General features: G+C 64.3%; 14 protein-coding genes, 1 pseudogene and 1 riboswitch. Of the genes and pseudogenes, 7 read left to right on the top strand and 8 right to left on the bottom strand.

Annotated elements, in window-relative coordinates; translation table 11 throughout:
- Positions 1-1,404 carry a DUF1254 domain-containing protein gene (locus AACY45_RS05350; RefSeq protein ID WP_339544492.1) on the top strand — a complete coding sequence of 468 codons (1,404 nt, stop codon included), beginning with the start codon at positions 1-3 and terminating at the stop codon, positions 1,402-1,404.
- Positions 1,405-1,498: 94 nt separating this feature from the next.
- Here AACY45_RS05350 and AACY45_RS05345 read toward each other — a convergent pair whose 3' ends face one another.
- Positions 1,499-3,472, bottom strand: a complete 1,974-nt coding sequence (locus tag AACY45_RS05345) for an alkyl/aryl-sulfatase (protein ID WP_339544491.1) — start codon at positions 3,470-3,472, stop codon at positions 1,499-1,501.
- A 151-nt stretch (positions 3,473-3,623) separates the two neighbouring features.
- Here AACY45_RS05345 and AACY45_RS05340 point away from each other — a divergent pair, with 151 nt between their 5' ends.
- The 4 genes from AACY45_RS05340 (at position 3,624) to AACY45_RS05325 (ending at position 8,552) form a co-directional block, all read left to right on the top strand.
- Entirely contained in the window at positions 3,624-4,295 is a 672-nt protein-coding gene (locus AACY45_RS05340) for an ABC transporter ATP-binding protein (RefSeq protein ID WP_339544490.1), read from the top strand.
- Positions 4,292-6,769 (top strand): ABC transporter permease, encoded by a 2,478-nt coding sequence (locus AACY45_RS05335; protein WP_339544489.1) that lies wholly within the window; start codon positions 4,292-4,294, stop codon positions 6,767-6,769. The genes AACY45_RS05340 and AACY45_RS05335 overlap by 4 nt, the downstream gene beginning before the upstream one ends.
- A complete protein-coding gene (locus AACY45_RS05330; protein WP_339544488.1) occupies positions 6,759-7,832 on the top strand; it encodes a lipocalin-like domain-containing protein in 1,074 nt (357 codons plus the stop codon). Before AACY45_RS05335 ends, AACY45_RS05330 begins: the two co-directional genes overlap by 11 nt.
- Before the next feature lie 141 nt (positions 7,833-7,973).
- The gene (locus tag AACY45_RS05325; RefSeq protein ID WP_339544487.1) at positions 7,974-8,552 is read left to right on the top strand and encodes a hypothetical protein; all 579 of its coding nucleotides are present in this window, start codon (positions 7,974-7,976) and stop codon (positions 8,550-8,552) included.
- Positions 8,553-8,830: 278 nt separating this feature from the next.
- On the opposite strand, the gene hglS is transcribed toward AACY45_RS05325, so the two are convergent.
- From hglS to AACY45_RS05310, 3 genes are all read right to left on the bottom strand, one after another.
- A complete protein-coding gene (gene hglS / locus AACY45_RS05320) occupies positions 8,831-10,228 on the bottom strand; it encodes a 2-oxoadipate dioxygenase/decarboxylase HglS (RefSeq protein WP_339544486.1) in 1,398 nt (465 codons plus the stop codon).
- 180 nt (positions 10,229-10,408) lie between these two features.
- Positions 10,409-11,338: an alpha/beta fold hydrolase gene (locus AACY45_RS05315; RefSeq protein ID WP_339544485.1), complete on the bottom strand. Its 930-nt coding sequence runs from the start codon at positions 11,336-11,338 to the stop codon at positions 10,409-10,411.
- Positions 11,339-11,358: 20 nt separating this feature from the next.
- A complete protein-coding gene (locus AACY45_RS05310) occupies positions 11,359-12,813 on the bottom strand; it encodes a flavin-containing monooxygenase (protein ID WP_339544484.1) in 1,455 nt (484 codons plus the stop codon).
- 227 nt (positions 12,814-13,040) lie between these two features.
- Here AACY45_RS05310 and AACY45_RS05305 point away from each other — a divergent pair, with 227 nt between their 5' ends.
- Positions 13,041-14,114 carry a diguanylate cyclase gene (locus AACY45_RS05305; protein WP_339544483.1) on the top strand — a complete coding sequence of 358 codons (1,074 nt, stop codon included), beginning with the start codon at positions 13,041-13,043 and terminating at the stop codon, positions 14,112-14,114.
- 3 nt (positions 14,115-14,117) lie between these two features.
- Here AACY45_RS05305 and AACY45_RS05300 read toward each other — a convergent pair.
- The 4 genes and pseudogenes from AACY45_RS05300 to AACY45_RS05285 all read right to left on the bottom strand — a co-directional run bounded on the left by AACY45_RS05300 (position 14,118) and on the right by AACY45_RS05285 (position 18,434).
- Positions 14,118-15,050 (bottom strand): annotated as a pseudogene (locus AACY45_RS05300) (ABC transporter substrate-binding protein).
- Positions 15,043-15,414 (bottom strand): (2Fe-2S) ferredoxin domain-containing protein, encoded by a 372-nt coding sequence (locus AACY45_RS05295; protein WP_339544482.1) that lies wholly within the window; start codon positions 15,412-15,414, stop codon positions 15,043-15,045. Before AACY45_RS05295 ends, AACY45_RS05300 begins: the two are co-directional and overlap by 8 nt.
- A 13-nt stretch (positions 15,415-15,427) precedes the next feature.
- Positions 15,428-17,293 (bottom strand): TonB-dependent receptor plug domain-containing protein, encoded by a 1,866-nt coding sequence (locus AACY45_RS05290; RefSeq protein WP_339544636.1) that lies wholly within the window; start codon positions 17,291-17,293, stop codon positions 15,428-15,430.
- A gap of 205 nt (positions 17,294-17,498) precedes the next feature.
- A riboswitch (cobalamin riboswitch) is annotated at positions 17,499-17,703 on the bottom strand.
- Between the two features lie 119 nt (positions 17,704-17,822).
- Positions 17,823-18,434, bottom strand: a complete 612-nt coding sequence (locus AACY45_RS05285) for a glutathione S-transferase (RefSeq protein WP_339544481.1) — start codon at positions 18,432-18,434, stop codon at positions 17,823-17,825.
- Between the two features lie 363 nt (positions 18,435-18,797).
- On the opposite strand from AACY45_RS05285, the gene AACY45_RS05280 reads away from it, so the two are divergent.
- Positions 18,798-19,202, top strand: a complete 405-nt coding sequence (locus AACY45_RS05280) for a TraR/DksA family transcriptional regulator (RefSeq protein ID WP_166589039.1) — start codon at positions 18,798-18,800, stop codon at positions 19,200-19,202.
- Positions 19,203-19,312: the final 110 nt, after the last annotated feature.

The raw sequence follows: 19,312 nt of genomic DNA, 5'->3' as shown, positions 1-19,312 counted from the left end.
ATGACGATTGCTATGAGTCGGCGCCGCCTGCTCGGTGGCCTGAGTGTCTGTGGCGCCGCGCTGGTCTGCCCGAGCTGGGTGCTGGCGGCCAGTCAGGTCCGTGCCACCAGCGCCGAGGCGTTCCAGGCGATTACCCGCGAGGCCTGGATCTACGCGTTCCCGATGCTGATGCACTACCAGACTATGGAAAAACAGGTGCTCAATCCGGCGGCCAAGGCGTACGTCGGCGGCTTCAATCGCTTTCGTCACTACAGCAGCCTGTACACCCCGCAGAACCGCGAAATCGTCACGCCGAACAACGACACCCCGTATTCCTGGGCCTGGCTCGACCTGCGCAGCGAACCCCAGGTCCTGAGTGTGCCGGCGGTGTCGGCCGAGCGTTACTACGTGCATCAACTGGTGGACCAGTACACCCACAATTTTGCCTACGTCGGCGTGCTTAGCACCGGACGCGAGGCCGGCGATTACCTGGTGGCCGGGCCTGACTGGCAGGGGCCGACCCCGCCGGGGATCAAGGCGGTGCTGCGCAGTGAAACCCAGATCGTGATGATCCTCGGGCGTACCGCCCTGGAGAGCGCCGAGGACCTGCCGGCGGTGCGCGAGTTGCAGCAGCAGTATCGCTTGCGGGGGGTGCACGAGTACCTGGGAACCGCGCCACCACCCGCCGCTGCGGCAATAGCCTGGCAGGCGTGGAACAGCCAGACCGGCCTGGGGCCGGGGTGTATCGCGCAACTGAACCAGATCCTCACGCTGTGCCCGACCGTACCTTCGGAGCAGGCCCTGCGCGCGCGGTTTGCGCGGATCGGTATCGTCCCCGGGCAGGCGTTCGATCCGGCGGCCTTGTCCACCGCACAGTTGCAGGCGCTGCTGGCTGGGATCCAGCAGGCGCAGGCCGAGATGAAGGCGGCCGGGGCCAAGGTTCGCACGACCCTGGGCCTGTTCGGCAACCGGGAAGCCATGCACAACAACTACCTCAACCGCGCCCTGGGGGCGGCCATGGGTATCTACGGCAACAGTGTCGAAGAGGCGTTCTACACCGGCAGCCAGCGGGACAACCAGGGTCAGCCGTTGGTGGGCGGGCGCCGCTATCGCCTGCGCTTTGCCCCGGGGCAGTTGCCCCCGGCCAGCGAATTCTGGTCGCTGACCCTCTACGACCTGCCGGACCGGCAACTGGTGGCCAACCTCATCGACCGCTATTGCCTGAGCAGCCGCGATCACCTGCAGCCGGACGCCGACGGCGGCCTGACCCTGCTAGTACAGAGCACCGCCCCCGAGGTCCCGAGCAACTGGCTGCCGACCCCACAAGACGGCGCCTTCACCCTGATCCTGCGCCTGTATGGCCCAGAGCAACAGGTGATCGAACAGCACTGGCAGATGCCGGCGGTAGAGATCGCCCCGGCTTGAATCTCACCTGGGTGGGTGCATGCACAACCTGTGAGCCCCCCAAAACCACTGTAGGAGCGAGCAAGCTCGCTCCCACAGATACGCCTGCCAGCCCTCAGGGCGTGACGATGTTGAACTGCGGGCTGAATGTGTCCAGGCTGCCGAGCAGTTCGCCGAGTTTCTTGCCGTTACCCTGAACCTTGACCAGGCCTTTCTGGATCGCCGTCGGGAAGTCCAGTTGCTTGAGGCTGATCTGCTCCAGGGTGGCCTTGCTCATGCTGATACCGGCATCGGCCTGGGGGTTGCTGCCAGCGCGGTGGGTCAGTACGCCATTGCGCAGGGTCAGGTTGTAGGGCTGGTCGGGGTTCTCGAACGTCCAGTTCAGGGTCAGGTCATGGCCAACGGCTTTTTCGCTGTCCAGGCGGATCGCCAGGTAATCGAAAAACATCTGCGGGGTCATCGCCCGCACCATGTCCACCGACACCGAACTGCCGCTGTTGCTCGGCACGCCATGGCGCAGTTCCATGGCACCGGTCAGGTACATGTTGCGCCAGGTGGCGTTTTCGCTCTGGTAGCCCAACTGCTCCAGCGCCTGGGCCTGGGTTTCGCGACCTTCGCTGTTGTCCGGCTCGGCGAACAGCAACTGGTTGCCCAGTTGCGTGGCCCAGCGGTAATCGCCCTTGGTCATGGCCTCGCGCATCTTGCCGATCACGGCCGCGCCACCGCCGATGGCCTCGACATAATGCTTGGCGGTTTCCACTGGCGGTAGCGGGTTGAGGTTCGCCGGGTTGCCGTCATAGAAGCCCATGTAGCGCTGGTACACCGCCCGCGAGTTGTGGCTCAGCGAGCCGTAGTAGCCACGGGTGTACCACTTGTTCTCCAGCGCGCCGGGGAGCTTTTGCATGTTCTGCGCGATCTCCATCGGTGTCAGGCCCTGGTTCAGCAGGTGCAGGGTGCGGTCATTGAGAAAGGCATACATATCGCGCTGGTCGGCGAGGAAGGTACGGATCCGCTCACCACCCCAGGTCGGCCAGTTGTGCTGGGCGAACAGCACGTCGGCCTTGTCGCCGTAACGCGCCAGGCTGCTGTCCAGGTACTGCGCCCAGGCCTTGGCATCCCGCACTTGTGCACCGCGTGGGGTGAGGATGTTGTGCATCATCTGCGTGGCGTTCTCGGCCATGCACAGGGCCCGCAGTTGCGGCAGGTAGAGGTTCATCTCCGACGGTGCTTCGGTGCCCGGGGTCAACTGGAATTGCACCTCGATCCCGGCGATGGTGCGCGTCTCCAGTTCCTGGCTGATCAGGTCGGTGGGTTCGATCAGGGTTATGGTGCCGCCGGAGGGCACGGTCTTGCCCATGCCAGCGTCCACCTGGCCCTGGTCACCGCGGGGCAGCAGGCTGCCGAACTGGAACTGGGCGCGGCGGCTCATGGCGTTGCCGGCGTAGACGTTTTCGCTCATCACATGTTCCATGAACCCCGAGGGTGCGAACACCTTGACCTTGCCGGCCTTGACGTCGGCTTCGTCGATCACCCCGCGCACGCCACCGAAGTGGTCGACGTGGGTGTGGCTGTAGATCACTGCCACCACCGGCTTGTGCGCACGGTTCTGGTAGTACAGGTCGAGGGCGGCCTTGGCGGTCTCGGCCATGGTCAAGGGGTCGATGATGATCAGCCCGTCATCGCCTTCGATGATGGTCATGTTGGCCAGGTCCAGGCCGCGCACCTGATAGATCTTGTCGCTGACTTCAAACAACCCGGCGTGGGCGCTGAGCTGGGCCAGGCGCCACAGGCTCGGGTTGACGGTGTCGGGGGCCTGGTCCTTGTCGAGGAAGGCGTAGGCCTGCATGTCCCAGATCACCTTGCCCTCGGCGCTCTTGACCTGGCCCTTAAACGGGGCGATCAAGCCGCGGTTGACCGACTCGTAGTCGGTGCGGTCGCTGAACGGTAGTTGCTTGAGGACGGCGGCGTTGCTGGCGGCGGTCAGGGGGCTGGCGGCGACGGGGGGTTGGCTGGCGCCAGCGGACTGGGCCAGGCAGGCGGCGATCAAGGCGGCCAGGAGGCCACGGGTAGACAGTGTGAAACGAGGCATGGAGTCTCCGTTTTTATCGTTATGGCTATTGCAGTCTTGAGCTTAGGGCGTGCACCTGGCGCCCCGGCAATCGTCAAACGACAAAAACCATGCAGGGCCGAGGAGCTGGTCCGCTATCCTTGAGCTCTCTGTGACCGAGTGAGCGTTGCCCATGCTGGAGGTTCAAGGGGTGTTCAAGAGCTACGCCACTGCCCAGGGCCCGTTGGCGGTGTTGTTGGGGGTCGACCTGCGCCTGGAGCAGGGCAGCAGCCTGGCGCTGATGGGCGAGTCGGGCAGCGGTAAAAGCACGCTGCTGCACTTGGTGGCCGGGTTGGATCAGGTGGACCGCGGCAGCATCCGGATCAACCAGCAGCCGTTGGAGCGGATGAACGAACGCCAACGGGCCCACTGGCGGCGCACTGAAATCGGCCTGGTGTTCCAGCAGTTCAACCTGATCGGCAGTTTGCGCGTGGAAGACAACCTGGCCTTCCAGGCGCGCCTGGCCGGGCGCCTTGATCCGGCCTGGCAGGCGCAACTGGTGGAGCGCCTGGGCCTGGGGGATCTGCTCAGGCGCTACCCGGAACAACTGTCCGGCGGCCAGCAGCAACGGGTGGCGCTGGGTCGGGCGCTAGCCTCGCGACCGGCCTTGTTGCTGGCCGATGAACCCACCGGCAGTCTCGATGAAAGCACCAGCGATGAGGTGCTCGACTTGATGCTGGAACTGCTCGCCGACAGCCCCAGCAGTTTGCTGATGGTCACCCACAGTCCGCGGATCGCGGCGCGGCTGGCGCAGCGGGTGGTGTTGCACGGCGGACGCCTGGTCGACCCCGGCCCGCGACCATGAAGGTCTGGCGGGAAACCCTGCGGGCGCTGCTCAGCCACTGGCGTCGGCACCCGGTGCAGTTGTTCAGCGTGCTCACCGGCTTGTGGCTGGCCAGCGGCCTGCTGACCGGGGTCCAGGCGCTGAACAGCCAGGCGCGCGACAGCTACGCCCGGGCCAGTCAGTTGATTGGCGGCGAACCCCAGGCCAGCCTCGTAGCGGCCGATGGCGCGACCTTCGGGCAACAACTGTTCGTCGAGTTGCGCCAGGCCGGCTGGCCGGTGTCGCCGGTGTTGCAGGCGCGGGTGCAGCTCAAGGATCAGCCCAGCCAACGTTTGCAACTGCTGGGCATCGAGCCCCTGTCGTTGCCCGTGGGCTCGGCGCTGGCCGGGCAAGCCCTGACGCTGGAGCGGATGCTCGACTTTGTCAGCCCGCCGGGCCGGACCTGGATTGCCCCGACGACCTTGCAGGCCCTGGGGCTGCAGGAAGGCGACCGGCCGTTGACCACCACGGGCCGCACCTTGCCCGCCCTGCACGGGCAAGCCGACATGGCGCCCGGCGTGCTGTTGGTGGACATCGGCGTAGCGCAGCAAGTGCTGGCGTTGCCCGAGCAGCTTTCGCGCCTGCTGCTGCCCAAGGATTTCGCCGCCAGCGCGCCGCCGCTGCCCGAGGCGTTGAGCGCTCGTTTGCAGCTCAGACACAGTGGCGAAGAACACAATCTGGGGCGGCTCACCGAGAGCTTTCACCTGAATCTGGATGCCTTGGGCGTGCTGTCGTTTGTCGTCGGTCTGTTTATCGTCCACGCCGCCATCGGCCTGGCCCTGGAGCAGCGCCGTGGCCTGTTCCGGACCTTGCGTGCCTGTGGCGTGAGTGCGCGGACGCTGATCGGCTGCCTGTGCCTGGAACTGGCAGGCCTGGCTTTGCTCGGCGGTCTGCTGGGGGTGGCCAGTGGTTATCTGTTGGCCAGCGTCTTGCTGCCGGACGTCGCGGCCAGCCTGCGTGGGCTGTATGGCGCCGAGGTGGCGGGGCAGTTGAGCCTCAGCCCCTGGTGGTGGTTCAGTGGCCTGGGCTTGAGCCTGCTGGGCGCCTTGTTGGCGGGGGGCAACAGCCTGCTGCGGGCGGCGCGCATGCCGCTGCTGGCGCTGGCCAATCCGCAGGCCTGGCACCAGGCCCACGCCCGCTGGCTGCGACGCCAGGCCTGGATCGCCCTGGGTGCTGCAGTCATTGGTCTGCTGGCATGGGGCTGGGGTGACAGCCTGGCCAGTGGCTTTGTGCTGATGACGGCGCTGTTGCTGGGGGCTGCCCTGGGTTTGCCGGTGCTGCTCGACGCGCTCCTGAAGCTGTTGGCGCGGCGCCGTACCTCGGTGCTCGGGCAGTGGTTTCTCGCCGATTGCCGCCAGCAACTGCCGGCCCTGAGCCTGGCCCTGATGGCGTTGCTGCTGGCGCTGGCCGCCAACATCGGTGCCGGCAGCATGACCGCCGGCTTTCGCCTGACCTTCAATGACTGGCTGGAGCAACGGCTCAGCGCCGAGCTCTATGTCAATCCGCAGAGCCCGGCCCAGGCCACGGCATTGCAGCACTGGCTGCCCCGGCAAGACCTCGACGCGGTGCTACCCAGTTGGCAGGTCGCACTGTCGTTGCAAGGCTGGCCGGCGGACCTGTACGGGGTGATCGACGACCCGAGCTACCGGGCGCACTGGCCCTTGCTCGAAGCCCTGGGGGACCAGCCCTGGGACCAGTTGGCGACGGGGGACAGGCTGATGCTCAGCGAGCAATTGGCGCGCCGGCTCAAAGTGCGCCTGGGCGATCACCTGAACATTGCCACGCCCAAGGGGCCGTGGTCGGTGCAAGTGATCGGCATCTACGCCGACTACGGCAATCCCAAGGGGCACCTGTTGGTGAATGCCGAGCAGTTGCTACGGCATTGGCCAGGGCTGGCCCCCAATCGTTTCAACCTGCGGCTGGCGCCGGCACGGATTCCCGCGCTGGTCAGTGCCTTGCACAGGGACTTTGCCCTGGATGACAGCCGCATCGTCGATCAGGCCCGGCTCAAGGGCTGGTCGAGCGAGGTCTTCGAGCGCACCTTTGCCGCCACGGCGGCGCTCAACAGCCTGACCCTGGGGGTGGCCGGTGTGGCCTTGTTCATCAGCCTGTTGACCCAGAGCCACAGCCGTCTCGGGCAACTGGCCCCCTTGTGGGCGCTGGGGGTGACCCGGCGCCAGTTGATGCTGCTCAACCTTGGCCAGACCTGGCTGCTGGCACTGTTGACCCTGGTGCTGGCATTGCCCCTGGGGATCGCGTTGGCCTGGTGCCTGGACACGGTAATCAATGTGCAGGCATTCGGCTGGCGCCTGCCGTTGCGGGTGTTTCCCCTGCAATTAGCGCAACTGATGGGGCTGGCGCTGTTGGCCACGTTGCTGGCGTCGGCCTGGCCCTTGTTCAAGCTGTACCGCAGCCAGCCTGCGGACCTGCTCAGGCGGTTTGCCCATGAAGATTAACCGGCTGGCAGCGTTGCTGATGCTGGTATTGGCCGGCTGCGATGAGCCGTCGCCTGACGACCAGGGGTTCGCCGGGCTGGGCAGCGACGCGGCAGCCTTCAGCCAAGTGACACCCGGGCGTACGTTCAGCTTCCCCGCCGACCACGCCGCCCACGATGGCTACCGCGTTGAATGGTGGTACCTCACCGCCAATCTCAAGGACGCCCAGGGGCGGGAGTTCGGGGTGCAGTGGACGCTGTTTCGCAACGCCCTGAAGGCCGGTCCCGAACAGTCGGGTTGGGCCAGCCAGGTGATCTGGCTTGGTCACGCCGGCGTGACCTCGGCCACCGCGCACCATGCGGGCGAGCGCTATGCCCGCGGCGGTGTGGGTCAGGCCGGGGTCCAGGGCGTGCCCTTTGCGGCGTGGATCGATGACTGGCGCCTGAGTACCCGGGCTGGTGCCCAGGAGCCGCTGGCCGAGATGCAGGTGCAGGCCAGTGGCGCGGGCTTTGCCTATCAACTGCAACTGACGACTCGCCGGCCGTTGGTGCTGCAGGGCGAGCAGGGTTTCAGCCGCAAGTCCGAGCAGGGTCAGGCTTCGTACTACTACAGCCAGCCGTTTTTCCAGGCCCGTGGCACCCTGGACATCGACGGCGTGCGTTACCAGGTCAGTGGCCCGGCCTGGCTCGACCGGGAGTGGAGCAGCCAACCGTTGACGGCCGGGCAGAGTGGCTGGGACTGGTTTTCCCTGCACCTGGACAGTGGCGCGCACTTGATGCTGTTTCGGGTCCGGGAGAAGGAGGGGCCAGGTTACCTCAGTGGCACCTGGATCAACCCGGATGGCAGCCGCCGCAGCTTGTCGCGCCAGGACATCAGCCTGACGCCCTTGGCCCGTAGCGAAGTGGCGGGGCGCCGCCTGCCGACCCAGTGGTCGCTCAAGGTGGCGGGCGAGGGGCTGGACATCCGGGTCTCGGCGCTGAACCCCAGGGCCTGGATGGCTTTGCGCATTCCTTATTGGGAAGGACCGGTGCAATTGAGTGGTACTCATTCGGGCACCGGCTACCTGGAAATGACCGGTTATTGAAGGGGCAGTCGCCGTCCGCGGCCGGGTGCAGGAATGTTTTCGGAAAAGTGCTGATCTATGTCTATGCTCACTCGACACACAAGACTTTAGGCTTGCGTAGTAAGTCACTGCCCACATTTATTGCACAGGGAATGTATCGCCATGAAGCTACATACACTGACCACAGCCATCACTCTTGCCACCCTGCTTTCTGCCGGTAGTCTCAGTGCCTACGCTGCAGAGATTCCGCTGTCGGAAGCGGTTGAGGCCAACCAGGTGATCACCAAGGTGTTGTCTGTCGATGCGGCCAACCACGAAGTCGTTATCGAAGGCGCCGAAGGCAAGCCGGTACACATCCAGTTGAGCGACAAAGCCAAGGACCTGGGCAACCTCAAGGCCGGTGACAAGGTGCAACTGGACGTTATCCGTTCGATCGGCACTTTCCTCGACACCGATGTCGACAAGAGCCTGCCAGGCATGGTTGAACGGGTCGGCGAAATGCGCGCCACCGAGAACAATCCGAACCCGGGCGGCACCGCCTATCGCCAGGTCAAGGTCCAGCTGAAAATCACCCACATCGACCTGGCGAAAAACCAGGTAACGCTGCAGAACCCGGCGGGCCTGAAAAAGACCGTGACCGTGGAAAAACCTGAGCTGCAAGCCAAGCTCAAAGACCTCAAGGTCGACCAGAGCGTGGTGGTGGTCTACACCGACGTGCTGAAGGTCACCACGGCGCACTAAGACCCACGGCGGCACGATAAACCCAACCCGGCGATGGTGACCCCAACGCCGGGTTTCGTTTTTTTCGCTTATGAGTTCTGTTGAAATATGGCGTGCAGAATTATTCAGAATTTGTCACCGGACATATCTGCCAACCTGCATTAAAATTCGCCACGTTCGCCCAGTGTCATGGCTCTTTACCAGTGCAAGGATTGCCAGGCCATGACTTTGGGCGAACTCCTCTCTACACAGTTCGACAAACAACATTCAGAGGTACAACATTTTTGAATGTTCGCCCCTCAGTTGCGCGCGGGTAGTTTCAACGCCGCGTAACACGCTTCAATCGAACGCTGCTGCGTTTGCGCATACAACCCCAGTTCATCGATGGTCGAGCGCCCCAGTGCCTGTTCGAACGCGGCCTGGTTGGAGTGCTGCGCATAGTGGGTCTGTGCGGCGTCGCCCAGGTTCGACTGGAAGATTCCGGCGGCGCTGACCGGCAGGAAATCCTCGTACACCAGCGGCTCGAACCGCAGGAAACCCGCCTGCAGCAGAGCGTCCAGGCTCAGGCCCTTGAGCGCATCGGCAGGGGCCGCACGGCCGTGTTCGGTGACGAAGTAACGGAAGTAGGCCAGGTCTTGTTCGCGCAGGGCGGCGTAGCTGTCCGGGAACGCTTCGAAGTGCTGGTGCATCAGGCGGTTGTAGCGTTCGGCGTTGGCTTCGTTGGGGAAGTCCTGGAGTTCGTCGCGGGCGGCATTCAGTAGCCGGTCGTACAGGGCGCGGCCTTGAGGCGTCAGGGCCGCGCCGCGCTGCTCGATTTCACCGAAGCGCGCGCTGTGGCTGCCACTGGCCTGCTGCTGGTCGGTGAAGGCGATGGCTTCATCCAGTGCCTTGAAACTGGTCTGGCGCAGCAGGATCGGGCACTGGCGACGGGGCGGGCCTTCGATGACGGCTTTAGGGGTGATGCCATGCTTGGGCATCTGCGCCTGCACGATGTCGATGTCCAGGGTGCGCGGAGTCAGGTGGTTGATGTGCGGGCCCTTGAACGCCACCACGTCGGCGACCAGCCGGTGCTGGGCACTCAGTTGCTGGTACTGCGCGGCGGTGACGGTGGCGTGGTGGTGCCAGCGGAAGGTTTCCAGCGCCTGTTCGACAAACGCGTCGGCCTGAACCTCGTCGAGACCGCCTTGCTGTTCGGCCAGGGCGATCAGTTGCAGGGCCTGGGGCGTGAAGATCGAACGCCGGGCCAGCACCGACTCGGCAAAGGCACGCAGTTCGGGGTCGGCGATCAGTTCCAGGCGCAGCAGCGAGGTGAACACGCGAAACGGGCTGATCTGCAGGGCACTTTCATGCACCGCGCGAAACGCCGTGGAATGCACCGGCACCCCGGCCGGGGTGAGGTCGTAATAGCCCACCGGTTCCATGCCCATCACCGCAAACAACCGGCACAGGGTGGTCAGTTCGCCGACGCTGCCAACGCGGATCGCGCCATGGCGCTCCAGGTCCAGGCGGTCGATTTCGCCCGTAGCGCGCAGTTGCCGGGCGATGGCCGGATCCTGCTCCAGCACCTGGGCGTTGGTCTGGGCGACCAGCTCCATCAAGGCGCCGTACAGCGGCACTTCTTCGCGGTACATGTCCGACATTGCCCGCGAGAAGCGTTGGCGGATCAGGTCAGGGCTGACGACGTTCTGGTTGCTCATGAATAGGAATCCCGGCGCAGTGACAGTGAAGTAGGCCGATTCTGTTCGGCGCTGGCAGGGCTTGCAAACGAAGTTTCTTCCGAACTTCATTCTGCAAACGACTGCTGCACAGGTCGTTATGGCTTCTCTGGCTGTTGCCTTTGCGGATCAGTAGTTTTTCGACTGTCACCAGGCGTCGGGCTAACGCCGCGGGCGCTCAAGAAACTGCCGATACAAGGCTGCCGTCTGCGCGGGGCGCTCGACCATCGGCATATGGCCAATACCGTCCCAGATTTCCAGGCGGGCGCCGGCGATGCCCTTGGCCCAGACGTGGGCGCTGCTGACATGCAGCAAGCGGTCTTCACGCCCCCACAGCAGCAGAGTGGGGGCGTGGATCTGCGCCAGCCGGGAGCCGATCGGCTGGCTGGCGTGAAAGTCCTCGAAGATCTCCGCCAGCTCATCGCGCCGGTCCTGGTAACGTTCGGCGATGGCCGCCAGCACCACGCCCGGGACCCAGGGCGGGGACGCCATGGTCATGCCGTAGAACCGCTTGAAGTCGGCGGGTGAGTGGATCAGGAACGGGTTCGTGCCAGCGGCCAGCAGCCGCTCCATGTCGCTGGGCTCGGGCGAGCTCAGGCCCGCGGGGTCGATCAGCGTGAGAGACGCGACTCGGCCCGGGTGGGCGGCCGCCAGCCACGCGGCGACGTAGCCGCCCATGGAGTTGCCGATCAGGTGGACCTTGCCGATCCCGCAGGCATCCAGCAACTGGATCATGCGTTCGGCCTGGATCGCAATGTCATAGCCGCCGCCGGCCTTGAACCCGGTTTCGCCATGGCCGGCCTGGTCGGGGATGATCACCCGGCAGTCGTCGACAAAATGCCGGGCGAAGCGCAGCCAGATGGTCTTGTCGGCGCTGTAGCCGTGGAGCATCAGGAGAGTCCGGTCCGGCGTGTCCGGCCCGCCCTGATAGGTGACCATGCCCATTTCGGCAATCGGCATGGTGATTTTTTCCAGGCGATACAGGCGCGCCTCCAGCGCCGTGCTGGCGTCGTACAGCAGGTGGCCGATGCGCGGCCAGGTTCGCCAGGTCCAGTAGGCCAGCAGCAGGGCAAGGATCAGCACAATTACCATCGCGTTCTCCCCAGTACACGTCAGGACAGGATGTGGTCGCCCGGTTTCAGCCGGCGCGTCAGTTGGTGGTAGCTGAAGCTGAATCCGGGAAACATGGCGATCACGTGACCGCTCTTGCTTTGATACCAACTGTGGCAGCCACCGGATTTCCACACGGTGCGCTGCATCTGTTGGTGGATCATTTGGGTATAGGCGCTTTCGGCTTCCTTGCGTACTTCAATGCTGCGCAGGCCCTGCGCCTTGAGGGTGCGAATGCAGTCGAGGATGTAGTTCATCTGCGACTCGATGATGAACAGTGCCGAGGTGTGGCCGATGCCGGTGTTGGGGCCGGTGACGATAAACAGGTTGGGAAAGTCCGGCAGACTGGTGCCCAGGTAGGCCCGCGGGTACTGCGACCAGACGTCGCTCAGGCGGGTGCCGTGTTTACCCAGCACTGGATAGTTGATCACCCCGTCGGTGGCGTCGTAGCCGGTGGCCCAGACGATGAGGTCGAGGTCCAGGTGCTGGCCGTCCAGGGTGCGGATGCCTCGTTCGTCCAGGGCGGCGATGCCTTGGTCGCGGCCGTGCAGCGTGACGTTGGCGCGGGTCAGCGCCGGGTACAGGGTGCTGGACAGAATCACCCGCTTGCAGCCGATGGTGAAGTCCGGTGTGAGCTGTTGTCGAAACCGTGGGTCCGGCACCTGGCGCTTGAGATGATTGAGCGCCTGGCGCTGCACCAGCTTGAGGGCGGTTTTCGAGTATTTGAAGGCGATCACCCGGGTTTCGAATTGCCAGTAGATCAGCCAGCGCAGCAGTGTGTAGGCCGGCTTGAGCCCCAGCAGCCAGCGCTGGAAAGGGCCGAAGCGGCGATCGGCGCGGGGCAGTACCCAGTGTGGGGTGCGCTGGAACACATGCAAGTGGGCCACCTGCGGCGCAATGCTGGGAATGATCTGCGCCGCACTGGCTCCGCTGCCGACAATCGCGACCCGCTTGTTGCGGTAGTCGTAGCTGTGATCCCAGGCATTGCTGTGAAAGGTTTTGCCGGCAAAGCGTTGCAGGCCGTCGAACGCCGGGATCACCGGTTGGCTCAGCGGCCCGGAGGCGTTGATCAGGAATTGCGCCCGGAAGGTGCCTTTGCCCCGGGTGAAGACCTGCCATTGCCGGGCGTCGTCGTCCCATTCGACCCGCTCGACATCGGCCTGCAACTCGACCTTGTCGCGCAGTTGGTAGTGCTCGACCACGTGTTGGGTGTAGCGATGCAGTTCGGCCTGTTCGGCGAACATCTGCGTCCAGGGCCAGGAGGCGAACGACAGCGAGTAGAGCGGGGAGGGCACATCGACGGCGGCGCCGGGGTAGGTGTTCTGACACCAGGTGCCGCCAAAAAAATCACGTCGTTCCAGCAGGCGGAAATCGTCGATGCCAGCCTTGAGCAGGTTGACCGCCGCACACTGGCCGCCAAACCCGCTGCCGATGATCAGTACCTGATAGGTGTGCATGCTCCTCCTCGTTTATCGTTGCGCCGCCCACGAGCGCCGGCGGTGCGATGAGTCCCCCTCATTTATAGTCAATCTTTCGGCGCCGGGTACGCCAGGTCGGCTTTTTCTGGCTGCTGGACGGTGATGGCTATTTGCCGTTGCCCTGATAGACTCCGATGTGTTGCCGTCTGCGGGACTAGCCGTCGCAGGGTTCCCATTTGCCGTACCAAGAGGAGCTTTGGCCCCCTATGCAACCTGTTGCAGGAAAGGGACTTTCAATGGCCAGGAGGCTGTACACCTCGCGCTCCCTCGGCCTGGTACTGGGTCTGTTGTGCATAGGTGCGGCGCTGCTGCCCCTCAAGCCGCCGGTGTGGCTGGTGGCATTGATGCTGTTCAACGGCCTGGTATGGCCGCACCTGGCGTACCAGTGGACGCGCCGCTCGGCGCTGCCCTATCGCGCGGAACACCGCAACCTGCTGATCGACTCGTTCATGGGCGGTTTCTGGGTGGCGGCCATCCAGTTCAACCCGCTACCCAGCGTCGCCACGCTGTCGATGATGGCCATGAACAACGTGGCCATTGGCGGCTTGCGTTTCCTGCTCGCCGGTCTTGTGGCCCAACTGCTGGGTCTGGGGCTCGGGCTGTTGTTGTTCTGGCCGGCCTTTATCCCGCCGACCAGTTCCTTGCAGATGTACGCCTGCTTGCCGTTGCTGACCTTCTACCCGCTGGCACTGGGTTGGATCTGCTTTCGCCAGACCCACGCCCTGGGCAAAAGCAAACGTGAACTGCTGGCCCTCAGTCGCACCGACAGCCTGACCGGGTTGTTGAACCACGGGGCGTGGAAAGATGCGTTGGAAATCGAGTTCCAGCGCTGCCAGCGCCAGCAGGCCGGTGGGGCGATTGCCTTGATCGACATCGATCATTTCAAGGCAATCAACGACACCTACGGGCATGTCGCCGGGGACATTGTGCTGCGCCAGTTGAGCAAGATCCTCAAGCAGAACCTGCGTGCCACGGATGTCGCGGGGCGTTATGGCGGGGACGAGTTCTGCGTGATTCTTCCCGACGTGCCGCTGGCCCATGCGGTCCAGGCGATGGACGCCCTGCGCGATCGGTTCTCGGGCCTGGGCTACGAACAGAACCCGGCCCTGAAAGTCAGCCTGAGCATTGGCCTGGCGGCATTCAACCCGATGCACAGCGACGCCACGCAATGGCTCAGCGACGCCGACCTGGCGCTGTACGCCGCCAAGACCACCGGCCGCAACCGAGTCATCTGCCACGCCGATGGACTGGTCCAGCGCGTGGCGATGGGGATCGTGTAGCCGCTACGGTCTACTGCCCTCAACTCCCATTTCCTTTAAACGCTGCGCCAACTCCAGCGCCACGCGCCCGCTGGCGAACGTTGGCACCAGGTGGGCGAATGGCACGTCGAGCATCCGGTTTTCCTTCACCGCCCGCAGTTGCGAGAGCACCGGGTCGTGGCGCAGCAGATGACGTTTGCGGCTGGCCGGGGACCAGATGGCGTCGGCCAGCAACAGCACGTCGGGGTCACTGGCGAGCAGGGTCTCGCGGCTCACGCTCAGGCGGCCCAGGTCGACCTCGGCGAAGGTATTGCGTGCCCCGGCGGCGCTGAGCAGGGCCGTGACGAAGGCGTGTTTGCCGACGCTGTCCAGGCCGTCCGCCTCGCTGTCCAGGTAAAACACCGACAACGGTTTGGCACCGCTGTGCACCGCTGCGGCCCGGGCCAGGTCGGCGTCGAGGGCGGCGCTCAGTTGTTGCGCCTGCTCCGGGCGTTGCAGCAGCGCACCGAGGGTTCGCAGGTCGGCGCGGATGTGCGCGAAAAAGTCCGGGGAGCGCTGGTCGCAGGCGGACTCCAACAGGTAACTGGCAATGCCCTGGCGGGCCAGCATCGGCCGTGAGCCCAGGTGTTGCGCAAAAGCCGAGGCAAAACCACCCACCACCAGGTCGGCGCGCTGGGTGTACAGCACTTCGGCCGAGGGATAACGCTTGGAGATGAGCGGTATGCCGCGGTAGGCACCTTGTTTGATTGCCCCCTCGTCGTCATCGATATAGGCCACGCCGATCAGCGCCGGACCGACACCCAGGGCCAGCAAGGTGTCGGCGCTGTGCTGGTTGAGCGCGATGATGCGTTGCGGTGCCTGCTAGATCACCCGGGTTGTTGCGCAGTTGTCGTAGGCCTGCGCCAGTGCAGGTAGCGGGGCACAGAGCGACGCACTGAGCAGCAATCGCCTAAGCATCGGGCGGACCTCCCGCACGCGCGCCGATCAGCAAGTGCGCGACCACCGCACCCGCCACCAGGTGCCCGTCCACCAGTTGCTTGACCTCCTGCTCATCGCGCACCCGGTACCAGCAAGCATCCGGATAAACAGTCAGGACCGGCCCCAGGTTGCAGGGGAACTGGCAGGCGGTGCGGGTCAGCAGGACGCCCCCGGGTGTTTCGATCCGGTCGTGCTTGAGCAACTCCCGGCGCAGGGTTTTCCATAAGGCCAGGGAACCCCGGGCCACACACCGCGGGCCGGTGCACAGGAACACCTGGCGGGCGTGCGGCGGGACAGTCGACCAGGCCGGGTCGCTCGGTACGCCGTTGACGTCATATTCCATGGCAGGCACTCCCTCAGAAACGGTAGGTGTAACGCACCTCGGTGGTGAACGGCCGGCCGAGGTTCTCCACGGACGGGCTGCCGGTGGTCATGCTGGTGGCGTAGTCGCGGTCGAACAGGTTTTCCACCAGCAGGCTCAGGCGGTGGCGGCGGGCGTTGTCCAGGTAGCGATGGGCGTCGGCATCGACCACCGAGTAGTGGCCGTAGTCCACGTCCTTGGCACTGACCACCGAGCGGATGTAGCGCAGCGCGCCCCCGGCACCCCACCGGCGGTTGTCCGACTCATAGCCCAGGCGCGAGCGGGCGAAGAAGCTGGGGATGTTGCTGATGGTCACGCCGTTGCGGCCCTCCACCAGGTTGCGGGTCACGTCGCCTTGCAGGCGCCAGCGTTCATTGAGTTGCCATTGACCGTCGACTTCGATACCGCGCACCAGGATCTCGCCGTTACCGTTGACCCACTGGTCGCCGTCGAGGGCGATCAGGTCGTCGATTTCCCGGCGAAAGCCGGTGATGCTGGCGCTGAATTCGCGGTCCAGCAGAGTGCCCCGGTAATCCAGGCCCAGTTCGGCGTTGCGGCTTTTCTCGGCCTTGAGGTTGGGGTTGCCCATCTCCTCGCCGGGTTCGTTGACGTACAACTGTTCGGCATTGGGCAGCTTGTAGGCGCTGCCGAACTGGCCCCGCAACGCCCAGTGCTCTGTCAGGTCGTAGCGCGAGGTCAGCATGCCGACCGTGGCGCTTTCACCGCCGCTCAGGTGCTCCTGGCGTACGCCGATGCTGGGGTGCCAGTCGGGCAGCGCGGCGATCACCGGGCGCAGTTGGGTATAGAGCGCGTGGGCTTCGGCCTGCTGGTTGTCGATGACCATGACATCGTCCTGGCCCTTGAACCATTGGTTGTCGCTGCCGAACACCAGCACGTGGCCACCGGACAGCTCGGCCTTGCCCTCGGCTTGCAGGCCCCAGTCGGTGAAGCCCCAATAGTCGTTGTGATTGAGCACCCGGGTGCCGCCGCCATCGAGGTTGTAGACCCGGGTGTAGCGGGTGTCCCAGTCGTTGACGTGGCTTTTGACGAAGTAGCTCAGGGCTTGATTGACCTGCTGTTCGAAGGTGGCCGTGGCGATCTGTTGCACGCGGTCGTTGGTGGTGTGGCGGTTGTCGGTGGGGCGGGCGAAGTCCAGGTTGGCGTCGCTGTACTGGTAGAACAGTTCCAGGCGCGAATCGTCGCCGAAGGCCTGGGTGGCCTTGGCGCCGAAGGTGCTGACTTCGTAGCCGCGCTTGCGGTCGGTGGCGGTGCTGCGCATGTCACTGCTGCGAAATGGCTGGTAGCCGTCGGAGACGTTGTGGCTGACGTAGGCCAGCAAGCCAAGGTCGCCAAAGCCGTTGCTGACAATCTGCTCGGCCCGCGCATCGCCACTGCGGCCCATGAAACTGTCCAGGCCCATGTTGACTTCACCGGAGGTCTCGCGGGTCTGGGCGCTGCGGGTGACGATGTTGATCACCCCGGCCACGGCCTGGGTGCCGAACAGCAGGCTTTGTCCGCCCTTGAGCACTTCGATGCGTTCGATGGCATTGGCTGGCAGGGTGTCGAGGTAGAGCCCGCCGTACAGGCGGTTGTTCAGGCGCACGCCATCGAGCAGGATCAGCGTGTCGTCGTTGCGCCCACCCAGCAGCGAATAGTTGGCGTAGTCGAAGGGGCCGTTTTTCGGCGCGACGTAGAGGCCGGGCACCGACATCTGCAGCACACGGGTGATGTCGGCATCGGGGCCGGCGCGTTCGATCTGGGCGCGGTCGATGATCTCGACCTTGCTGCCAAAGCGCGCCATTTCGGCGACGGTGGTGGATTCCACCGAGGGTGCGCTGACGAGTTGCTGGTCGAGGGTCATGGCCGGGGTATCGGCCACTGCGGGTGGGCTGATCAGGCAGAGCAGGGCGCCACAGGCATACAGTCGCACAGGACGCCGGTCCTGGCTGGAAGGAGTTGGAATCTGAGTCATTGTTGGTCTTCTCGAAAAAAATCTTCGCAGAAGCACGCAGGAGAAAGTACCGGACACGCGCCAATACTGGCCCATGCCCGCCCACCGCAGGTTTGCCAAACAGAAATTCCAGGCCGGTCTCCGGGCTTGCGAGGCTAGAGGCGTTCACCTTCCCAGGCCCGTGGGCCCAGTGGTCTGTCGAACGCGTCACTCGCTTACCGTTGCGGGGGCAGCACCGGACTAACCCTGAAAAGGGCGCACCGGTTTCCCGTTTCACCTCATGCACGGCGGCATGAGGCACCTGAAACTGGGCGGTATCTGAACACTCGGATGACCGTTCGTCAAATAGCCAGGTCAGCGGCAGGCGCCAGGCGTGCGCGCGATGGCGATCTCAAGGACGCCATCGCGGGCACGTCATGCGCCCAGATCAGGCAGGGCCTCAGGTCATGGGGGTCTCGACAAACGCTGGCTGTTGTTCGGCATAAGCGGCAAAGGCGCTGATCCGTGGAAACTGCGCGGCATCGACCTGGTCAGGCACCACCAGCAGGGTGAAGCTCCAGGCCACGGCGAGGGTGATGCCGTCCTGTTGCAAGGTGCCATCCATGGGCAGCGGTTGCCTGGCCAGTTCCTGCTCCAGTGCCGAGTACGCTGCGTGCAATTGCCCGCTGACCCGCTCCAGCCAGGGCGCATGTTGCTTCTCGGCGGGGCGCAGGTTGCGTTCGTAATAGATCTGCACCGACTTCTCGCACGCGGCCAATGCCAGGCCGATCAGCCGCAGGGAGCGCAGGCGCTGGTCCAGGGACACCGGCATCAGGCTGTTACCCGGGGGGCTCAGGGCTTGCAGGTAGTCGATGATCAGGGTCGAATCCATCAGCACTTCGCCGTCGTCCAGCACCAGCGTGGGCGCCTTGACCACCGGGTTGATGGCCTGGAACGCCTCGAAACCGCGGAATACCGAAATCGAGGCGTGCTCGAACGGGATGTCCAGGGTCTTGAGGCTGATGGCGACACGTCTTACATAAGGTGAATCGAGCATTCCGATCAGCTTCATGTACAGCTCCTTGGAAAGGGGGGGGCAGCGGCCTGAATCTAGCGCTAAACGGCGGGCCTTGAACACTTCTGTCGAGTGTCCATGGCCGTTTGTCTTCTATATACAGCCGTTGGATTGAATTTCTTGCTATAAACGCACTCCGATGAACGCCCAAAGCTTGCCGCAGAGCAATTTAAGGGCTTTGTCAGACAAATTCCCTGTCTTTTCAGTTGCTGAGGCCGCCCCTCGGCCTTAGACTGCCGCCCCCTCGTAAATTGAGTGCCGGGTGGCGCGTGGAATGTATGGCGCCTTTGCGAAACCTGGCAGGTTGACCGGAACGCATCCTGATTCGCCTTAATGCACGTATTTTTTATAGAGAAATCAATGACAAAGGATAAGTTGCTGGCCATGCCGGCGGATGACTACATGAATGCCGAGCAACAGGCTTATTTCACTGAGCTGCTGCAAAACATGAAGGTGGAAACCCACGAGCGTATCGAGCAGAACCGCATCGCCATTGAAAGCCTGGACACCCCGGCTGATCCGGCTGACGCGGCCTCGGTCGAAGAAGAGCGCACCTGGCTGGTGAACGCCATTGATCGTGACCAGCGCATGCTGCCGCAACTGGAACGTGCCCTGGAGCGCATTGGCGACGACACGTTTGGCTGGTGCGACGACAGCGGCGAGCCTATCGGCCTCAAGCGCTTGCTGATCAGCCCGACCACCAAGTACTGCATCGAAGCTCAAGAACGCCACGAGCAGATCGACAAGCACCAGCGTCAAGCCTGATTCGCGCGGGTCACCCTTAGCGGGTCGACGCAGAAAAATCGCAGCCTGCAACAGCGTCCGAGCGGACGTCGGTGCAGGTTGCGATTTTTGCGTTATGCGCCCGGGAAAAC

The sequence above is a fragment of the Pseudomonas sp. RA_35y_Pfl2_P32 genome, assembly GCF_963970735.1.
Lineage (GTDB): Bacteria > Pseudomonadota > Gammaproteobacteria > Pseudomonadales > Pseudomonadaceae > Aquipseudomonas.
This window is presented reverse-complemented; position numbering and strand designations above follow the sequence as displayed.

Excerpts from the sequence above, each read along its gene's own strand:
- AACY45_RS05350 (WP_339544492.1), top strand. The coding sequence starts at position 1 with ATGACGATTGCTATGAGTCGGCGCCGCCTGCTCGGTGGCCTGAGTGTC.
- AACY45_RS05345 (WP_339544491.1), bottom strand. The coding sequence starts at position 3,472 with ATGCCTCGTTTCACACTGTCTACCCGTGGCCTCCTGGCCGCCTTGATC.
- AACY45_RS05340 (WP_339544490.1), top strand. The coding sequence starts at position 3,624 with ATGCTGGAGGTTCAAGGGGTGTTCAAGAGCTACGCCACTGCCCAGGGC.
- AACY45_RS05335 (WP_339544489.1), top strand. The coding sequence starts at position 4,292 with ATGAAGGTCTGGCGGGAAACCCTGCGGGCGCTGCTCAGCCACTGGCGT.
- AACY45_RS05330 (WP_339544488.1), top strand. The coding sequence starts at position 6,759 with ATGAAGATTAACCGGCTGGCAGCGTTGCTGATGCTGGTATTGGCCGGC.
- AACY45_RS05325 (WP_339544487.1), top strand. The coding sequence starts at position 7,974 with ATGAAGCTACATACACTGACCACAGCCATCACTCTTGCCACCCTGCTT.
- hglS (WP_339544486.1), bottom strand. The coding sequence starts at position 10,228 with ATGAGCAACCAGAACGTCGTCAGCCCTGACCTGATCCGCCAACGCTTC.
- AACY45_RS05315 (WP_339544485.1), bottom strand. The coding sequence starts at position 11,338 with ATGGTAATTGTGCTGATCCTTGCCCTGCTGCTGGCCTACTGGACCTGG.
- AACY45_RS05310 (WP_339544484.1), bottom strand. The coding sequence starts at position 12,813 with ATGCACACCTATCAGGTACTGATCATCGGCAGCGGGTTTGGCGGCCAG.
- AACY45_RS05305 (WP_339544483.1), top strand. The coding sequence starts at position 13,041 with ATGCAACCTGTTGCAGGAAAGGGACTTTCAATGGCCAGGAGGCTGTAC.
- AACY45_RS05295 (WP_339544482.1), bottom strand. The coding sequence starts at position 15,414 with ATGGAATATGACGTCAACGGCGTACCGAGCGACCCGGCCTGGTCGACT.
- AACY45_RS05290 (WP_339544636.1), bottom strand. The coding sequence starts at position 17,293 with ATGACCCTCGACCAGCAACTCGTCAGCGCACCCTCGGTGGAATCCACC.
- AACY45_RS05285 (WP_339544481.1), bottom strand. The coding sequence starts at position 18,434 with ATGAAGCTGATCGGAATGCTCGATTCACCTTATGTAAGACGTGTCGCC.
- AACY45_RS05280 (WP_166589039.1), top strand. The coding sequence starts at position 18,798 with ATGACAAAGGATAAGTTGCTGGCCATGCCGGCGGATGACTACATGAAT.